We start from the raw sequence: 16,884 nt of genomic DNA, 5'->3' as shown, positions 1-16,884 counted from the left end.
AGTTATGCGAAAATGCCGGTCTTATTACCGGCATTTTTTATGGAGAAAACATGCGCTTGCCGATTTTTTTGGATACCGACCCTGGTATCGACGATGCCGCAGCGATTGCTGCCGCGATCTTTGCCCCACAACTCGATCTCCAATTGATGACGACTGTCGGAGGCAATGTATCGGTGCAGAAAACTACCCGAAATGCGCTGCAATTGCTGCATTTCTGGGATGCGGATATCCCACTCGCCCAGGGGGCGGCAACACCGTTGGTACGCGCACCGCGTGATGCGTCTTATGTTCATGGCGAATCCGGCATGGATGGTTATGACTTCGTTGAGCACAATCGAAAACCACTGGAGAAACCGGCGTTTCTGGCGATTCGTGATGCGCTAATGTGCGCGCCTGAACCCGTTACCCTGGTGGCGATCGGGCCGTTGACGAATATCGCGCTATTGCTTTCACAGTGCCCGGAATGCAAACCGCATATTCGTCGTCTGGTGATCATGGGCGGTTCTGCCGGTCGTGGCAATTTCACGCCGAATGCCGAGTTTAATATTGCGATTGATCCTGAAGCGGCGGCCCAGGTCTTCCAGAGCGGACTGGAGATTGTGATGTGTGGCCTGGACGTCACCAATCAGGCGATGCTCACTCCCGAATATCTCACCACACTACCGGAATTGAATCGCACCGGAAAAATGCTTCATGCACTGTTTAGTCACTACCGCAGCGGCAGTATGCAAAGTGGCCTGCGAATGCACGATCTCTGTGCCATTGCCTGGCTGGTTCGCCCGGACTTGTTCACTCTCAAGCCGTGTTTTGTGGCGGTAGAAACACAAGGTGAATTTACTACGGGTACGACAGTCGTCGATATTGACGGTCGGCTGGATAAACCGGCAAATGTTCAGGTTGCGCTGGATCTGGACGTGAAAGGTTTCCAGCAGTGGGTGGCGGAGGTGCTGGCGCTGGCGCCGTAACCTGTCACATGTTATCGGCATGTAGTCATTCACTGACTCATGCCTTTCACTGATATCCCTCCCTGTTTATCATTAATTTCTAATTATCAGCGTTTTTGGCTGGCGGCGTAGCGATGCGCTGGTTACTCTGAAAACGGTCTATGCAAATTAACAAAAGAGAATAGCTATGCATGATGCAAACATCCGCGTTGCCATCGCGGGAGCCGGGGGGCGTATGGGCCGCCAGTTGATTCAGGCGGCGCTGGCATTAGAGGGCGTGCAGCTTGGCGCGGCGCTGGAACGCGAAGGATCTTCTTTACTGGGCAGCGATGCTGGCGAACTGGCTGGAGCAGGAAAAACCGGCGTTATCGTACAAAGCAGCCTTGATGTTGTAAAAGATGATTTTGATGTGTTTATCGATTTTACCCGTCCGGAAGGTACGCTGAACCATCTCGCTTTTTGCCGCCAACATGGCAAAGGGATGGTGATTGGCACCACGGGTTTTGATGACGCAGGTAAACAGGCGATTGGTGAAGCTGCCAAAGATATTGCGATTGTCTTTGCCGCCAACTTTAGCGTCGGTGTCAACGTCATGCTTAAGTTGCTGGAGAAAGCGGCTCAGGTCATGGGTGACTACACTGATATCGAAATTATCGAAGCGCATCATCGACATAAAGTCGATGCGCCGTCAGGCACTGCGCTGGCGATGGGGGAAGCGATTGCCCATGCGTTGGATAAAGATCTGAAAGATTGTGCCGTTTACAGCCGCGAAGGGCATACCGGTGAACGAGTTCCCGGAACGATAGGTTTTGCCACCGTCCGCGCCGGAGACATTGTGGGCGAGCATACTGCGATGTTTGCCGATATTGGTGAGCGTCTGGAGATCACTCATAAGGCTTCCAGCCGCATGACATTTGCTAACGGCGCAGTAAGATCGGCATTGTGGCTGAGTGGCAAGAAAAGTGGCCTTTTTGATATGAGAGATGTGCTTAATCTCAATAAATTGTAACCACAAAAAATTTGTAATGGCGCAAAAATAACACATTTAATTTATTGATTATAAAGGGCTTTGATTTTCAGCCCTTTTATTTTTGGTGTTATGTTTTTGAATTTTATTCAAGTGCTAAAAATTACATGTTTTGTCTTCTGCTTTTGTTGTTTTAATGTAAATTTTGACCATCTGGTCCACTTTTTTTCTTCGTGTTCTTTGTTTACACATTCTTCTCGCTGCGCAAGCGTTTTCCAGACCTTGTTAGATTGTGTTTTTGTCGGTTAGTGCCTGTAAAATAGGTGTGAGGCATAAAATTATATAATAAATCCCGCTATTGAGTTGACTTTTAGCGCCCATATCTCCAGAATGCCGCCGTTTGCCAGAAATTCGTCGGTAAGCAGATTTGCATTGATTCATCGCATCATTGTGAATTAATATGCAAATAAAGTGAGTGAATATTCTCTGGAGGGTGTTTTGATTAAGTCAGCGCTATTGGTTCTGGAAGACGGAACCCAGTTTCACGGTCGGGCCATAGGGGCAACAGGTTCGGCGGTTGGGGAAGTCGTTTTCAATACTTCAATGACCGGTTATCAAGAAATCCTCACTGATCCTTCCTATTCTCGTCAAATCGTTACTCTTACTTATCCCCATATTGGCAATGTCGGCACTAATGACGCCGATGAAGAATCTTCTCAGGTACATGCACAAGGTCTGGTGATTCGCGACCTGCCGCTGATTGCCAGCAACTTCCGTAATACCGAAGACCTCTCTTCTTACCTGAAGCGCCATAACATCGTAGCGATTGCCGATATCGATACCCGTAAGCTGACGCGTTTACTGCGCGAGAAAGGCGCACAGAACGGCTGCATCATCGCGGGCGACAACCCGGATGCGGCGCTGGCATTAGAAAAAGCCCGCGCGTTCCCTGGCCTCAATGGTATGGATCTGGCAAAAGAAGTGACTACCGCAGAAGCCTATAGCTGGACACAAGGGAGTTGGACGCTGACCGGCGGCCTGCCAGAAGCGAAAAAAGAAGACGAGCTGCCGTTCCACGTCGTGGCTTATGATTTCGGTGCCAAGCGCAACATCCTGCGGATGCTGGTGGACAGAGGCTGTCGCCTGACCATCGTTCCGGCGCAAACCTCTGCGGAAGACGTGTTGAAAATGAATCCGGACGGTATCTTCCTCTCCAACGGCCCTGGCGATCCGGCACCGTGCGATTACGCCATTACCGCCATCCAGAAATTCCTCGAAACCGACATCCCGGTATTTGGTATCTGCCTCGGTCATCAGCTGCTGGCGCTGGCAAGTGGGGCGAAGACCATCAAAATGAAATTTGGTCACCACGGCGGCAACCATCCGGTGAAAGATATTGAGAAAAACGTGGTGATGATCACCGCCCAGAACCACGGTTTTGCGGTGGACGAAGCAACATTACCTGCAAACCTGCGTGTTACACATAAATCCCTGTTCGACGGTACGTTACAAGGGATTCATCGCACCGATAAACCGGCGTTCAGCTTCCAGGGGCACCCTGAAGCCAGCCCAGGTCCACACGACGCAGCGCCGTTGTTCGACCACTTTATCGAGTTAATTGAGCAGTACCGTAAAACCGCTAAGTAATCAGGAGTAAAAGAGCCATGCCAAAACGTACAGATATAAAAAGTATCCTGATTCTGGGTGCGGGCCCGATTGTTATCGGTCAGGCGTGTGAGTTTGACTACTCTGGCGCGCAAGCATGTAAAGCCCTTCGCGAAGAGGGTTACCGCGTCATTCTGGTGAACTCCAACCCGGCGACCATCATGACCGACCCGGAAATGGCTGATGCGACCTACATAGAGCCGATTCACTGGGAAGTGGTACGTAAGATTATTGAAAAAGAGCGTCCGGATGCGGTGCTGCCAACGATGGGCGGTCAGACGGCGCTGAACTGTGCGCTTGAGCTTGAGCGTCAGGGCGTGCTGGAAGAGTTCGGCGTCACCATGATTGGTGCTACCGCCGACGCGATTGATAAAGCAGAAGACCGCCGCCGTTTCGACGTGGCGATGAAGAAAATCGGCCTCGAAACCGCGCGTTCTGGTATCGCACATACTATGGAAGAGGCGCTGGCGGTTGCCGCTGAAGTTGGCTTCCCGTGCATCATTCGACCTAGCTTTACTATGGGCGGTAGTGGTGGCGGTATCGCCTATAACCGCGAAGAGTTTGAAGAAATTTGCGCCCGTGGTCTGGATCTCTCCCCGACCAAAGAGTTGCTGATTGATGAGTCGCTGATCGGCTGGAAAGAGTACGAGATGGAAGTGGTGCGTGATAAAAACGACAACTGCATCATCGTCTGCTCTATCGAAAACTTCGATGCGATGGGCATCCACACCGGTGACTCCATCACCGTGGCGCCAGCCCAGACGCTGACCGACAAAGAATATCAAATCATGCGTAACGCCTCGATGGCGGTACTGCGTGAAATTGGCGTTGAAACTGGCGGTTCCAACGTTCAGTTTGCGGTTAACCCGAAAAACGGTCGCCTGATTGTTATCGAAATGAACCCGCGTGTGTCGCGTTCTTCGGCGCTGGCATCGAAAGCCACCGGCTTCCCGATTGCCAAAGTGGCGGCGAAACTGGCGGTGGGTTACACCCTTGACGAGCTGATGAACGACATCACCGGCGGGCGTACTCCGGCTTCCTTCGAACCGTCCATCGACTACGTGGTTACTAAAATTCCTCGCTTCAACTTCGAGAAATTCGCCGGTGCGAACGACCGTCTGACCACCCAGATGAAATCGGTTGGCGAAGTGATGGCGATTGGTCGCACGCAGCAGGAGTCCTTGCAAAAAGCCCTGCGCGGCCTGGAAGTGGGTGCGACCGGCTTCGACCCGAAAGTGAGCCTCGACGACCCGGAAGCCCTGACCAAAATCCGCCGCGAACTGAAAGATGCTGGCGCAGAGCGTATCTGGTACATCGCCGATGCCTTCCGTGCGGGCTTGTCTGTAGACGGCGTTTTCAACCTGACCAACATTGATCGCTGGTTCCTGGTGCAAATTGAAGAGCTGGTGCGTCTGGAAGAGAAAGTGGCAGAAGTGGGCATCACAGGCCTGAACGCTGACTTCCTGCGCCAGTTGAAACGCAAAGGCTTTGCTGATGCGCGTCTGGCAAAACTGGCGGGCGTGCGTGAAGCGGAAATCCGCAAGCTGCGCGACCAGTATGACCTACATCCGGTCTACAAACGTGTGGATACCTGTGCGGCAGAGTTTGCTACCGACACCGCTTACATGTACTCCACTTATGAAGAAGAGTGCGAAGCGAATCCGTCTACTGACCGTGAAAAAATCATGGTGCTCGGCGGCGGCCCGAACCGTATCGGTCAGGGTATCGAATTCGACTACTGCTGCGTACACGCCTCGCTGGCGCTGCGCGAAGACGGTTACGAAACCATTATGGTTAACTGTAACCCGGAAACTGTCTCTACCGACTACGACACGTCCGACCGTCTCTACTTTGAGCCGGTAACCCTGGAAGATGTGCTGGAAATCGTGCGTATTGAGAAGCCGAAAGGCGTTATCGTTCAGTATGGCGGTCAGACCCCGCTGAAACTGGCGCGCGCACTGGAAGCCGCTGGCGTGCCGGTTATCGGCACCAGCCCGGATGCCATCGACCGTGCAGAAGACCGTGAACGCTTCCAGCACGCGGTTGACCGTCTGAAACTGAAACAACCGGCGAACGCTACCGTTACCGCTATTGAAATGGCGGTTGAGAAGGCGAAAGAGATTGGCTACCCGCTGGTGGTGCGCCCATCTTACGTTCTCGGCGGTCGGGCGATGGAAATCGTCTACGATGAAGCCGACCTGCGCCGTTACTTCCAGACGGCGGTGAGTGTCTCTAACGATGCGCCGGTGCTGCTGGATCATTTCCTTGATGACGCGGTAGAAGTTGATGTGGACGCCATCTGCGACGGCGAAATGGTGCTGATTGGCGGCATCATGGAGCACATCGAGCAGGCAGGCGTGCACTCCGGCGACTCCGCGTGTTCTCTGCCTGCGTACACACTGAGCCAGGAAATTCAGGATGTGATGCGCCAGCAGGTGCAGAAACTGGCCTTCGAATTGCAGGTACGCGGCCTGATGAACGTGCAGTTTGCAGTGAAAAACAACGAAGTCTACCTGATTGAAGTTAACCCGCGTGCGGCGCGTACCGTTCCGTTCGTCTCCAAAGCCACCGGTGTACCGCTGGCAAAAGTGGCGGCGCGCGTGATGGCAGGGAAATCGCTGGCTGAGCAGGGCGTAACTAAAGAAGTTATCCCGCCGTACTACTCGGTGAAAGAAGTGGTGCTGCCGTTCAACAAATTCCCCGGCGTTGACCCGCTGTTAGGGCCAGAAATGCGCTCCACCGGGGAAGTGATGGGCGTCGGTCGCACCTTCGCTGAAGCGTTTGCTAAAGCGCAACTGGGTAGTAACTCCACCATGAAGAAACACGGTCGTGCGCTGCTCTCCGTGCGTGAAGGCGACAAAGAACGCGTGGTTGATCTGGCGGCAAAACTGCTGAAACAGGGCTTCGAGCTGGATGCGACCCACGGTACGGCGATTGTGCTGGGCGAAGCGGGTATTAATCCACGTCTGGTGAACAAAGTGCATGAAGGTCGTCCGCACATTCAGGATCGTATTAAGAATGGCGAATATACCTACATCATCAACACCACGTCAGGTCGTCGCGCGATTGAAGACTCCCGCGTGATTCGTCGCAGCGCGCTGCAATATAAAGTACATTACGACACCACCCTGAACGGCGGTTTTGCTACCGCGATGGCACTGAATGCAGATGCGACCGAAAAAGTTATTTCGGTACAGGAAATGCACGCGCAGATCAAATAATAGCGTGTCATGGCAGATATTTTTTATCCGCCAATTTGATCGAATAACTAATACGGTTCTCTGATGAGAACCGTTTTTTTTACCAGTAAGGATAATCTTTCCGGGAAACTCTATTTTTGATGATGTAAGCAGGATTTAGCTCACACTTATTGACAGGGAAGTTGCATACTATCGATATATCCACAATTTTAATATGGCCTTGTTTGATTGCTTCAAAACGAGTCATAGCCAGACTTTTAATTTGTGAAACTGGAGTTCGTATGTGTGAAGGATATGTTGAAAAACCACTCTATTTGTTAATCGCCGAATGGATGATGGCTGAAAATCGCTGGGTGATAGCAAGAGAGATCTCTATTCATTTCGATATTGAACACAGCAAGGCGATTAATACCCTAACTTATATTCTGTCGGAAGTCGCAGAAATAAGCTGCGAAGTTAAGATGATCCCTAATAAGCTGGAAGGGCGGGGATGTCAGTGCCAGCGACTGGTTAAAGTGGTCGATATTGATGAGCAAATTTACGCGCGCCTGCGCAATAACAGCCGGGAAAAATTAGTCGGCGTAAGAAAGACGCCGCGTATTCCTGCCGTCCCGCTCACAGAACTTAACCGTGAGCAGAAGTGGCAGATGATGTTGTCGAAGAGTATGCGTCGTTAATTTAATTTCGTTGATACCGTGCGGCCTGGTTGCCGGATGCGATGCTGGCGCATCTTATCCGGCCTACGGTTGCGCTCCTGGTTGGTCGGATAAGGCGTTTACGCCGCATCCGATGATGTTACCGCTTTGGCGTCACATCCGTCGTCCCCTGCAAACGGGGACGATTTTCCTCCATTTGCCTCAACGGTTGCGTTTCATGTAACGCTGCATGGCAGCGCCCGACAAGATCCTGATACTCTTTGGTATTCAATTGCTTCCAGTGCAACTCGTCATCGCTGACGCTGCGCACGGCACGGGCTGGCGTGCCCATCAACAACTGGCGTTTCTCGCCGCGAAAGCCTGCTTTGACAAAGCTCATGGCGGCAACAATGCTCTCTTCACCAATGACCGCGCCATCCATAATCACGCTGTTCATCCCGACCAATGCATCACGACCGATCACACAGCCATGCAGGATAGCGCCATGACCGATATGACCGTTTTCCCCGACAATGGTGTCAGTATCGCTGTAGCCATGCATAATGCAGCCATCCTGAATATTGGCTCCCGCTTGCACAATCAGTCGTCCGTAATCACCACGCAGCGAGGCGAGGGGGCCGATGTAGACACCGGCTCCCACAATTACATCGCCAATCAATACCGCACTGGGATGGACAAACGCCGTCGGGTGAACCACCGGAATTAATCCCTCAAAGGCGTAATAGCTCACGGTTATTAACGCCCTTTCCACACCGGATCGCGCTTCTCAGCAAACGCCAGCGGCCCTTCAATGGCATCTTCCGAATGCAGAACTGAGGGATAGTTTTTCAACACACCGCTGCGAATATAGCGATATGCCTCTTCAACCGGCATTTCGCTGGTGGTGCGATAGATCTCTTTCAGTGCCGCAATCGCCAGCGGGGCGCTGTTAACCAGCTGCTGCGCCAGTTCGCGGGCGTTATCCATCAGTTCGGTCTGGCTAACCACGCGGTTGACTATCCCCCAACGCAGCGCCTCTTCTGCGTCCATTCGTCTGCCGGTCATCACCATTTCATTGACGATGGCAGGTGGCAGGATCTTCGGCAGACGCAGCACGCCGCCGCTGTCCGGGACAATACCCAGTTTGGCTTCCGGCAGGGCGAAGCTGGCATTATCGGCACAAACAATAAAATCTGCCGCCAGCGCCAGTTCAAAGCCGCCGCCAAAGGCGTAGCCGTTCACGGCTGCGATAACCGGTTTATCGAGATTGAAAATTTCGGTTAACCCAGCAAATCCGCCTGGCCCGAAATCAGCATCCGGCGCTTCGCCTTCTGCTGCCGCTTTTAAATCCCAGCCGGCGGAAAAGAATTTCTCTCCGGCTCCGGTAATAATAGCGACGCGCAATTGCGGATCGTCACGGAAATTAAGAAATACTTCGCCCATCTCAAAGCTGGTTTTTGCATCAATAGCATTGGCTTTTGGACGATCAAGGGTAATTTCCAGAATTGATCCATTGCGGGTCAGATGTAATGATTCACTCATTCCTTTTCTCCATTTTTATTTTTTCAGGGACGACAACATCCCTGCAAAGAATGCATTTATTTTTAGAGCGTGATTATTAGCTGGCAGGATAATTCCCTGCCATTATGTTTATTTCAGATTCTTTCTGATTATTTTCCCCGAGCAATTACGCGGCAGATCTTTTCTGATCTCCAGATAAGAAGGCACTTTAAATTTCGCCATATTTTGTTCACAGAAGCAGAAAAATTCTTCCTCGCTCAATGTTTCACCTTCATTCAGCACCACAAAGGCCTTGATAGCTTCATCGCGAATAGAATCTTTAATACCAACAACCACGATATCCTGAATTTTCGGATGGGTGGCGATGATATTTTCCAGCTCCACGCAGGAAACATTCTCGCCACCGCGTTTGATCATGTTGCAGCGACGATCGACGAAATAAAAAAAGCCCTCTTCGTCGCGGTATCCGGTATCGCCAGTATGAAGCCAGCCATCGGCTTCCAGGACTTTGGCGGTGGCTTGCGGGTTGAGAAAGTACTCTTTGAAGATGGTTTTCCCCGGTTCGCCTTTAATGCAGATTTCGCCGATCTCTCCCGCCGGGAGCGGACGATTGTGATCGTCGCGGATCTCCGCTTCGTAGCAAAATCCCGCCCGGCCAATCGACGGCCAGCGCCGTTTATCGCCAGGACGGTCGCCGATAATGCCAACGATGGTTTCCGTCATCCCATAAGACGTCAGCAAACGAACGCCGAAGCGTTCACAAAAAGCGTCTTTTTCCTGCTCCGACAGGTTGAGATAAAACATCACTTCCCGCAGGCAGTGTTGTCGGTCGTTCGCAGAAGGCGGCTGCACCATCAACGTACGAATCATCATCGGAATACATTCGGTAACGGTGGCATGGTACTTCTGTACCTGTCCCCAGAAGGCGCGGGCGCTGTATTTCTCGACCAGCACAAAGGTGGCTCCGGCAGAAAACGCCGCCATCGCCGCAGTGCACTGGCAATCGATATGAAATGCAGGCATTACCGTCAGGTAGACGTCATCGTCACGCAGGGCGCACTGCCAGGCGGAGTAATATCCGGCGAAGCGCAGATTGTAATGGGTAATCACCACCCCTTTCGGTCGGGAGGTGGTGCCGGAGGTAAAGAGAATTTCCGCCGTATCGTCGGTCGATAGCGGCGGCGCATAGCACAAGGTGGCAGGTTGTTGCTCTTTCAGTTGAGTAAACGAACTGACGCCATCATCAGCGGGAAGCGCCACATCGGTCAGGCAAATGTGCCGTAGCTGCGTAGTATCTTCCTGCTGAATCTGTTGATACATGGAATAGAATTGCGCACTGGTCACCAGCAGGCACGCCTGGCTGTTTTGCAGGATCCACGCACTTTCTTCGCGCAGCAGGCGGGCGTTAATCGGCACCATAATCGCGCCAATTTTTGCCAGCCCGAACCAGCAAAAGATAAATTCCGGGCAGTTGTCCAGATGCAGCGCGACCTTGTCGCCTTTGCGGATCCCCAGCGTATAAAACAGGTTTGCCGTGCGGTTAATCTCCTGATTTAACTCAAGATAACTGTACCGGTTAACGACTCCGCCGCTGGATTCACAAATCAGCGCCGTTTTATGACCGTAAACGTCCGCCAGATCGTCCCACATTTGACGTAGATGTTGTCCGCCAATGATATCCATTGCACCTCTATCCATTTTGTTCGTTTGTTATTGAGCGGGCGCTAGTCGGGTAACCCGACCTACGCCACGCGTTTAATCCTCAACTTTGGCCAGACCTTTGCTGACCAACTCCTGAATGTCGTTTTCGCTGTAGCCGATATTTTTCAAAATGGCAGCCGTGTCCATGCCGTGCGATGGCATTCCGCGCCAGATTTGGCCGGGGTTATTTTTGAATTTCGGCATGATGTTCGGCCCTTTGCAGGTGCGACCATCCATCGTTTGCCACTGAGTGATTGATTCGCGAGCCACATACTGTGGATTGCTTTCCAGTTCCGGTACGGTCAGTACTTTGGCACAGGCGATATTCAGTTCGGCAAAGCGTTCTTTTACTTCCGCGATGGTGTGTGCTGCCAGCCAGGTATCGAGTTTCTCTTCAACCAGCGGGCCGTAAGGGCATTCGATACGGTGGATAAGCTGAGTGCCTTCCGGGATTTCCGGTGTACCAAGCAGATGCGCAAGGCCAATATCTTTAAAGCACTCTGCGATCTGAGTAATACCCACCAGTTCCATCACGATGTAGCCGTCGGCGCATTTGTACAGACCGCAACCGGCGTAGTAGGGATCTTTCCCTTTGGTCATACGCGGGCACATTTCGCCGCCGTTGAAGTAATCCATCATGAAGTACTGACCCATGCGCAGCATCACTTCATACATGGCGATGTCGATGCTTTCGCCTTTTCCGGTTTCGCGCACTTTATACAGTGCCGCCAGCGCCGCCGTGGTGGCGGTCAGGCCGGAGAAGTAGTCAGCGGTATAGGGGAAGGCAGGCATTGGCTGGTCAACATCACCGTTCTGGATCAGGTAGCCACTGAAGGCCTGGGCGATGGTGTTATAGGCCGGAAGGTTGGTGTACTCCTCGGTGCCGTACTGACCAAAACCGGACAAGTGAGCGATAACCAGTTTCGGGTTGTGCTGCCACAGGACTTCATCAGTAATGCCACGGCGGGCAAAGGCTGGGCCTTTACTGGCTTCGATGAAGATATCGGTGGTTTCCATTAATTTCAGAAACGCTTCGCGACCTTCATCTTTGAAGATATTTAACGACAGTGCGTGCAAATTGCGGCGGGAAAGCTGCGGGTAGTTCGGTTGAACGCGAATGGTGTCGGCCCAGGCGACGTTCTCGATCCAGATAACTTCCGCCCCCCATTCTGCGAACATTTGCCCGGCAAACGGTCCGGCGATTTCGATACCGGAGAAGACAACCCGTAATCCGGCCAGCGGTCCGAATTTCGGCATGGGTAGATGATCCATTATTTGCTCCTGAAAAATTTGGTTATGCCTGATAAGACGCGACAAACGCCCTATCAGGCAGCGCACGGACTTAGCGGTATTGCTTCAGCACCGCACGACCCAGCGTCAGGATCTGCATTTCGTCAGATCCCCCGGAGACGCGGTCTACACGCAGGTCACGCCAGAAGCGGCTGATGCGGTGGTTACCCGCAATCCCGACGCCGCCCAGCACCTGCATTGCGCTGTCCACCACTTCAAATGCCGCATTGGCGCAGAAGTATTTGCACATCGCAGCATCGCCAGAGGTGATGGTGCCGTTGTCTGCTTTCCACGCTGCTTCATACAGCATGTTTTTCATGGAGTTTAATTTGATCGCCATGTGGGCGAATTTTTCCTGAATCAACTGGAAACGACCAATAGCCTCGCCAAACTGCACTCGCTGATTGGCGTAGCGCGCCGCATCTTCAAAGGCGCACATCGCCGTACCGTAGTTGGTGAGGGCTACCAGGAAACGTTCATGGTCGAACTCTTCTTTCACGCGGTTAAAGCCGTTACCTTCCCGACCGAACATGTCTTTCTCGTCCAGTTCCACGTCGTCAAAGGTGATTTCACAGCAGCTATCCATACGCAGACCGAGCTTTTCAAGTTTGGTCACTTTGATGCCCGGTTTGCTCATATCAACAAACCATTCGGTGTAGACAGGTTTGTCCGGAGAAGCACCGTCGCGCGCCATCACCACGATGTACGGGGTGTAGGCGCTGCTGGTAATAAAACACTTACTACCATTAAGATAAATCTTACCATTTCTACGGGTATAAGTCGTTTTCAGGCTACCCACGTCGGAGCCCGCGCCCGGTTCGGTAATCGCTGAGTTCCACATCTGCTTACCCGTGCCACGGAACGCCATAATCTTGTCGATCTGCTCTTGTGTGCCTTCGCGCAGGAAGGTGTTAAACCCACCCGGCAACTGGTACAGCACGTAGGTTGGCGCCCCCAGACGCCCCAGTTCCATCCACACGGCGGCGAGGGTGACGAATCCTGCGTCCAGACCACCGTGTTCTTCGGGGATCAGCAGGCTATCGATACCCATATCCGCCAGTGCTTTAACAAATCGTTCCGGGTAGACGCTGTCACGGTCGCACTCGGCAAAATAGGCTTCCCAGTTTTCACTGGCCATCAGTTCACGGATACCGGCGACAAACAGTTCCTGCTCATCATTTAAATTAAAATCCATCTTTCAACCTCTTGATATTTTGGGGGTTAATTAATCTTTCCAGTTCTGTTTCGCGTCTTTAATAAAGGAGAGCGTCACCATAATGTTGACGAAGAACAGCGGGCATCCTCCGGCGATAATGGCGGTTTGAATCGGTTTCAGGCCGCCGAGCGCCAGCAGAACAATGCCGATAATGCCAACCAGAATTGACCAGCCGATACGCACCAGCAGCGGCGGCTCTTCGCCGTCGCGTACTTCGCGGCAGGTGGACATCGCCAGGGTATAAGAGCAGGCGTTAACCAGCGTAACGGTGGCAATAAAGCAAAGAATGAAGAAGCCCCACATGGTGGCGGTGCTGAGCGGCAGAGCGGCCCAGGTTTCGATGATGGCGCGCGCCACACCGTACTGTTCGATCAGGTTCGGAATGTTGATGATGTTTTTATCTATCAACAGCAAAGTGTTACTACCAAGCACGGTCCACAAGATCCAGGTGGAGGCTGTCAGCCCCAGCACCATGCCGAAGCACAGTTCACGCACGGTACGACCACGGGAAATACGCGCCAGGAAGATACTCATCTGGATAGCGTAAATCACCCACCATGCCCAGTAGAAAACCGTCCAGCCCTGCGGGAAGCCGCCTTTGGCGATAGGATCGGTATAGAACAACATGCGCGGCAGATACATCAGCAACATCCCCACCGAGTCGGTGAAGTAGTTCATGATGAAGCTGGCACCACTGACGATAAACACCCAACCCAGCATCAGGAAGCTCAGGTAGCTACGCACATCACTGGCGATACGTACCCCTTTTTGCAGGCCGCAGGCGACGCAAATGGCGTTGAGGATAATCCAGCAGGTAATGATGATGGCGTCCAGTTGCAGGGTATGCGGAATGCCAAACAACCACTGCATACACTCGGTCACCAGCGGTGTGGCAAGGCCGAGACTGGTGCCCATCGCGAAGATCAAGGCGACGAGATAGAAGTTATCGACAATAGTACCGAACAACCCTTTGGCGTGTTTTTCACCTACCAGCGGCACCAGGGTGGAGCTGGGGCGAATCACTTCCATTTTGCGGACAAAGAAGAAGTAAGCGAAGGCGACTGAAAGGAAGCTGTAAGTGGCCCACGGCAGAGGTCCCCAGTGGAACAAGCTGTAAGCCAGCCCTAACTCTTTCGCGCCGGTTGAGTTAGGTTCTAAGCCAAACGGCGGGGTGGAGATGTAGTAGTAGATCTCAATAGAGCCCCAGAACAGTACGGCAGCAGACGTACAGGAGGCGAACATCATAAAGATCCAACTGGCGGTACTAAATTCAGGCGGTTCGTTACCTAAACGCTTTTTGGCATACGGGCCAAACACCAGCCAGAACCAGCCGAAAAGCATCACCACCATATACCATTCAAATGCCCATCCCCATACATTGGTGACGTAACTGAATACAGCATTAATAACGACATTCGCCGCATCCAGATCTCTGACTGTAAGCCAGCAAAGTATGCCAACGATTATTAACGGCGGAAAGAATACCTTCGGTTCTATTCCCGTTTTTCTCTTTTTATCTTTCATGAGTTAATTCCACTGTGAAAACGAATATTTATTTTGCGTTCCCGTTTGTTTTATTTTTGTTAACATTTAATATAATTATTATTAACCTCGTAAACGCGTTAATGGCTAACTCATAATGGGTATTCAATTGGCTGCATTCTGTGATTTGAATCACATTTTTCTATCGGGTAAAAACAAGAGCTTTTGATGTTAATATTATTTATTAATCAATTAGTTATGTTTGGTTGTGCGTAAAAAAATAGCATCTGACTTTCAATATTGGTGATCCATAAAACAATATTGAAAATTTCTTTTTGCTACGCCATGTTTTCAATATTGGTGAGGGACTTAACAATATTGAAAGTTGGATTTATCTGCGTGTGACATTTTCAATATTGGTGATTAAAGTTTTATTTCCAAATTAAAGGGCGTGATATCTGTAATTAACACCACCGATATGAACGACGTTTCCTTCATGATTTCTGGAGATGCAATGAAGATTATTACTTGCTATAAGTGCGTGCCTGATGAACAGGATATTGCGATCAATAATGCTGATGGTTCATTAGACTTCAGCAAAGCCGATGCCAAAATAAGCCAATACGATCTCAACGCTATTGAAGCAGCTTGCCAGTTAAAACAACAGGCGGCAGAGGCGCAGGTGACGGCCTTAAGTGTGGGTGGTAAAGCCCTGACCAACGCCAAAGGGCGTAAAGATGTGTTGTCGCGCGGCCCGGATGAACTGATTGTAGTGATTGATGATCAGTTCGAGCAGGCACTGCCGCAACAAACTGCGACCGTACTGGCTGCGGCTGCCCAGAAAGCAGGCTTTGATCTGATCCTCTGCGGCGATGGTTCTTCCGACCTTTATGCCCAGCAGGTTGGTTTGCTGGTGGGCGAAATCCTCAATATTCCGGCAGTTAATGGCGTGGGCAAAATCCTCTCCCTGACGGCAGATACCCTCACCGTTGAGCGCGAACTGGAAGATGAAACCGAAACCTTAAGCATTCCGCTGCCTGCGGTTGTTGCTGTTTCCACTGATATCAACTCCCCACAAATTCCTTCGATGAAAGCCATTCTCGGCGCGGCGAAAAAGCCAGTCCAGGTATGGTCGGCGGCGGATATCGGTTTTAACGCAGAGGCAGCCTGGTCAGAACAACAGGTTGCCGCGCCGAAACAGCGCGAGCGTCAGCGCATCGTGATTGAAGGCGACGGCGAAGAACAGATCGCCGCATTTGCTGAAAATCTTCGCAAAGTCATTTAATTACAGGGGATGCTATGAACACGTTTTCTCAAGTCTGGGTATTCAGCGATACCCCTTCTCGTCTGCCGGAACTGATGAACGGTGCGCAGGCTTTAGCTAATCAAATCAACACCTTTGTCCTCAATGATGCCGACGGCGCACAGGCAATCCAGCTCGGCGCTAATCATGTCTGGAAATTAAACGGCAAACCGGACGATCGGATGATCGAAGATTACGCCGGTGTCATGGCTGACACTATTCGCCAGCACGGCGCAGACGGTCTGGTGCTGTTGCCAAACACCCGTCGCGGCAAATTACTGGCGGCAAAACTGGGTTATCGCCTTAAAGCGGCGGTGTCTAACGATGCTAGCACCGTCAGCGTGCTGGACGGTAAAGCGACAGTGAAACACATGGTTTACGGTGGTCTGGCGATTGGCGAAGAACGCATTGTCACGCCGTATGCGGTACTGACCATCAGCAGCGGCACGTTCGATGCGGCTCAGCCAGACGCGTCACGTACTGGCGAAACGCACACCGTGGAGTGGCAGGCTCCGGCTGTGGCGATTACCCGCACGGCAACCCAGGCGCGCCAGAGCAACAGCGTCGATCTCGACAAAGCCCGCCTGGTGGTCAGCGTCGGTCGCGGTATTGGCAGCAAAGAGAACATTGCGCTGGCAGAACAGCTTTGCAAGGCGATAGGTGCGGAGTTGGCCTGTTCTCGTCCGGTGGCAGAAAACGAAAAATGGATGGAGCACGAACGCTATGTCGGTATCTCCAACCTGATGCTGAAACCTGAACTGTACCTGGCTGTGGGGATCTCCGGGCAGATCCAGCACATGGTTGGCGCTAACGCGTCGCAAACCATTTTCGCCATCAATAAAGATAAAAATGCGCCGATCTTCCAGTACGCGGATTACGGCATTGTTGGCGACGCCGTGAAGATCCTTCCGGCGCTGACCGCAGCTTTAGCGCGTTGATCCACTCTGGCAGGGCTGCATT

General features: G+C 52.0%; 13 protein-coding genes. 7 read left to right on the top strand and 6 right to left on the bottom strand.

Translation table 11 applies throughout. The features are described from left to right. Nucleotides 1-50 precede the first annotated feature (50 nt). From rihC to caiF, 5 genes are all read left to right on the top strand, one after another. On the top strand, nt 51-965 hold the full coding sequence (gene rihC / locus A7Z29_RS09765) for a ribonucleoside hydrolase RihC (RefSeq protein ID WP_105280687.1): 915 nt from the start codon (nt 51-53) through the stop codon (nt 963-965). A gap of 166 nt (nt 966-1,131) precedes the next feature. Then, a complete protein-coding gene (gene dapB, locus A7Z29_RS09760) occupies nt 1,132-1,953 on the top strand; it encodes a 4-hydroxy-tetrahydrodipicolinate reductase (RefSeq protein ID WP_105290146.1) in 822 nt (273 codons plus the stop codon). A 456-nt stretch (nt 1,954-2,409) separates the two neighbouring features. Further along, nucleotides 2,410-3,558 carry a glutamine-hydrolyzing carbamoyl-phosphate synthase small subunit gene (carA, locus tag A7Z29_RS09755; RefSeq protein WP_010345452.1) on the top strand — a complete coding sequence of 383 codons (1,149 nt, stop codon included), beginning with the start codon at nt 2,410-2,412 and terminating at the stop codon, nt 3,556-3,558. Between the two features lie 17 nt (nt 3,559-3,575). Continuing rightward, nucleotides 3,576-6,797, top strand: a complete 3,222-nt coding sequence (gene carB / locus A7Z29_RS09750; protein WP_001126394.1) for a carbamoyl-phosphate synthase large subunit — start codon at nt 3,576-3,578, stop codon at nt 6,795-6,797. A gap of 260 nt (nt 6,798-7,057) precedes the next feature. Further along, on the top strand, nt 7,058-7,453 hold the full coding sequence (gene caiF / locus A7Z29_RS09740; RefSeq protein ID WP_000333116.1) for a carnitine metabolism transcriptional regulator CaiF: 396 nt from the start codon (nt 7,058-7,060) through the stop codon (nt 7,451-7,453). Between the two features lie 118 nt (nt 7,454-7,571). Here caiF and caiE read toward each other — a convergent pair whose 3' ends face one another. The 6 genes from caiE to caiT all read right to left on the bottom strand — a co-directional run bounded on the left by caiE (nt 7,572) and on the right by caiT (nt 14,663). After that, nucleotides 7,572-8,162 carry a carnitine operon protein CaiE gene (gene caiE / locus A7Z29_RS09735; protein ID WP_085460304.1) on the bottom strand — a complete coding sequence of 197 codons (591 nt, stop codon included), beginning with the start codon at nt 8,160-8,162 and terminating at the stop codon, nt 7,572-7,574. A gap of 5 nt (nt 8,163-8,167) precedes the next feature. Beyond that, nucleotides 8,168-8,953, bottom strand: coding sequence for a crotonobetainyl-CoA hydratase (caiD, locus tag A7Z29_RS09730; RefSeq protein ID WP_000004395.1), 786 nt, complete (start codon nt 8,951-8,953; stop codon nt 8,168-8,170). Between the two features lie 108 nt (nt 8,954-9,061). Continuing rightward, on the bottom strand, nt 9,062-10,615 hold the full coding sequence (caiC, locus tag A7Z29_RS09725; protein WP_032224378.1) for a crotonobetaine/carnitine-CoA ligase: 1,554 nt from the start codon (nt 10,613-10,615) through the stop codon (nt 9,062-9,064). 72 nt (nt 10,616-10,687) lie between these two features. Continuing rightward, complete coding sequence (gene caiB, locus A7Z29_RS09720) at nt 10,688-11,905, bottom strand: L-carnitine CoA-transferase (RefSeq protein ID WP_105290145.1); 1,218 nt, start codon at nt 11,903-11,905, stop codon at nt 10,688-10,690. Between the two features lie 70 nt (nt 11,906-11,975). After that, nucleotides 11,976-13,118, bottom strand: coding sequence for a crotonobetainyl-CoA dehydrogenase (caiA, locus tag A7Z29_RS09715; RefSeq protein ID WP_000347117.1), 1,143 nt, complete (start codon nt 13,116-13,118; stop codon nt 11,976-11,978). A 30-nt stretch (nt 13,119-13,148) separates the two neighbouring features. Next, nucleotides 13,149-14,663 (bottom strand): L-carnitine/gamma-butyrobetaine antiporter, encoded by a 1,515-nt coding sequence (gene caiT, locus A7Z29_RS09710; protein WP_032224380.1) that lies wholly within the window; start codon nt 14,661-14,663, stop codon nt 13,149-13,151. Between the two features lie 472 nt (nt 14,664-15,135). Between caiT and A7Z29_RS09705 the strand changes: the two genes are divergently transcribed. Continuing rightward, entirely contained in the window at nt 15,136-15,906 is a 771-nt protein-coding gene (locus A7Z29_RS09705; protein ID WP_105290144.1) for an electron transfer flavoprotein FixA, read from the top strand. Between the two features lie 14 nt (nt 15,907-15,920). Then, nucleotides 15,921-16,862, top strand: a complete 942-nt coding sequence (locus tag A7Z29_RS09700; protein ID WP_032224383.1) for an electron transfer flavoprotein subunit alpha/FixB family protein — start codon at nt 15,921-15,923, stop codon at nt 16,860-16,862. The last annotated feature ends 22 nt before the right edge of the window (nt 16,863-16,884 follow it).

The sequence above is a fragment of the Escherichia sp. MOD1-EC6842 genome (assembly GCF_002965705.1).
In the GTDB taxonomy this organism is placed as follows: Bacteria; Pseudomonadota; Gammaproteobacteria; order Enterobacterales; family Enterobacteriaceae; genus Escherichia; species Escherichia ruysiae.
This window is presented reverse-complemented; position numbering and strand designations above follow the sequence as displayed.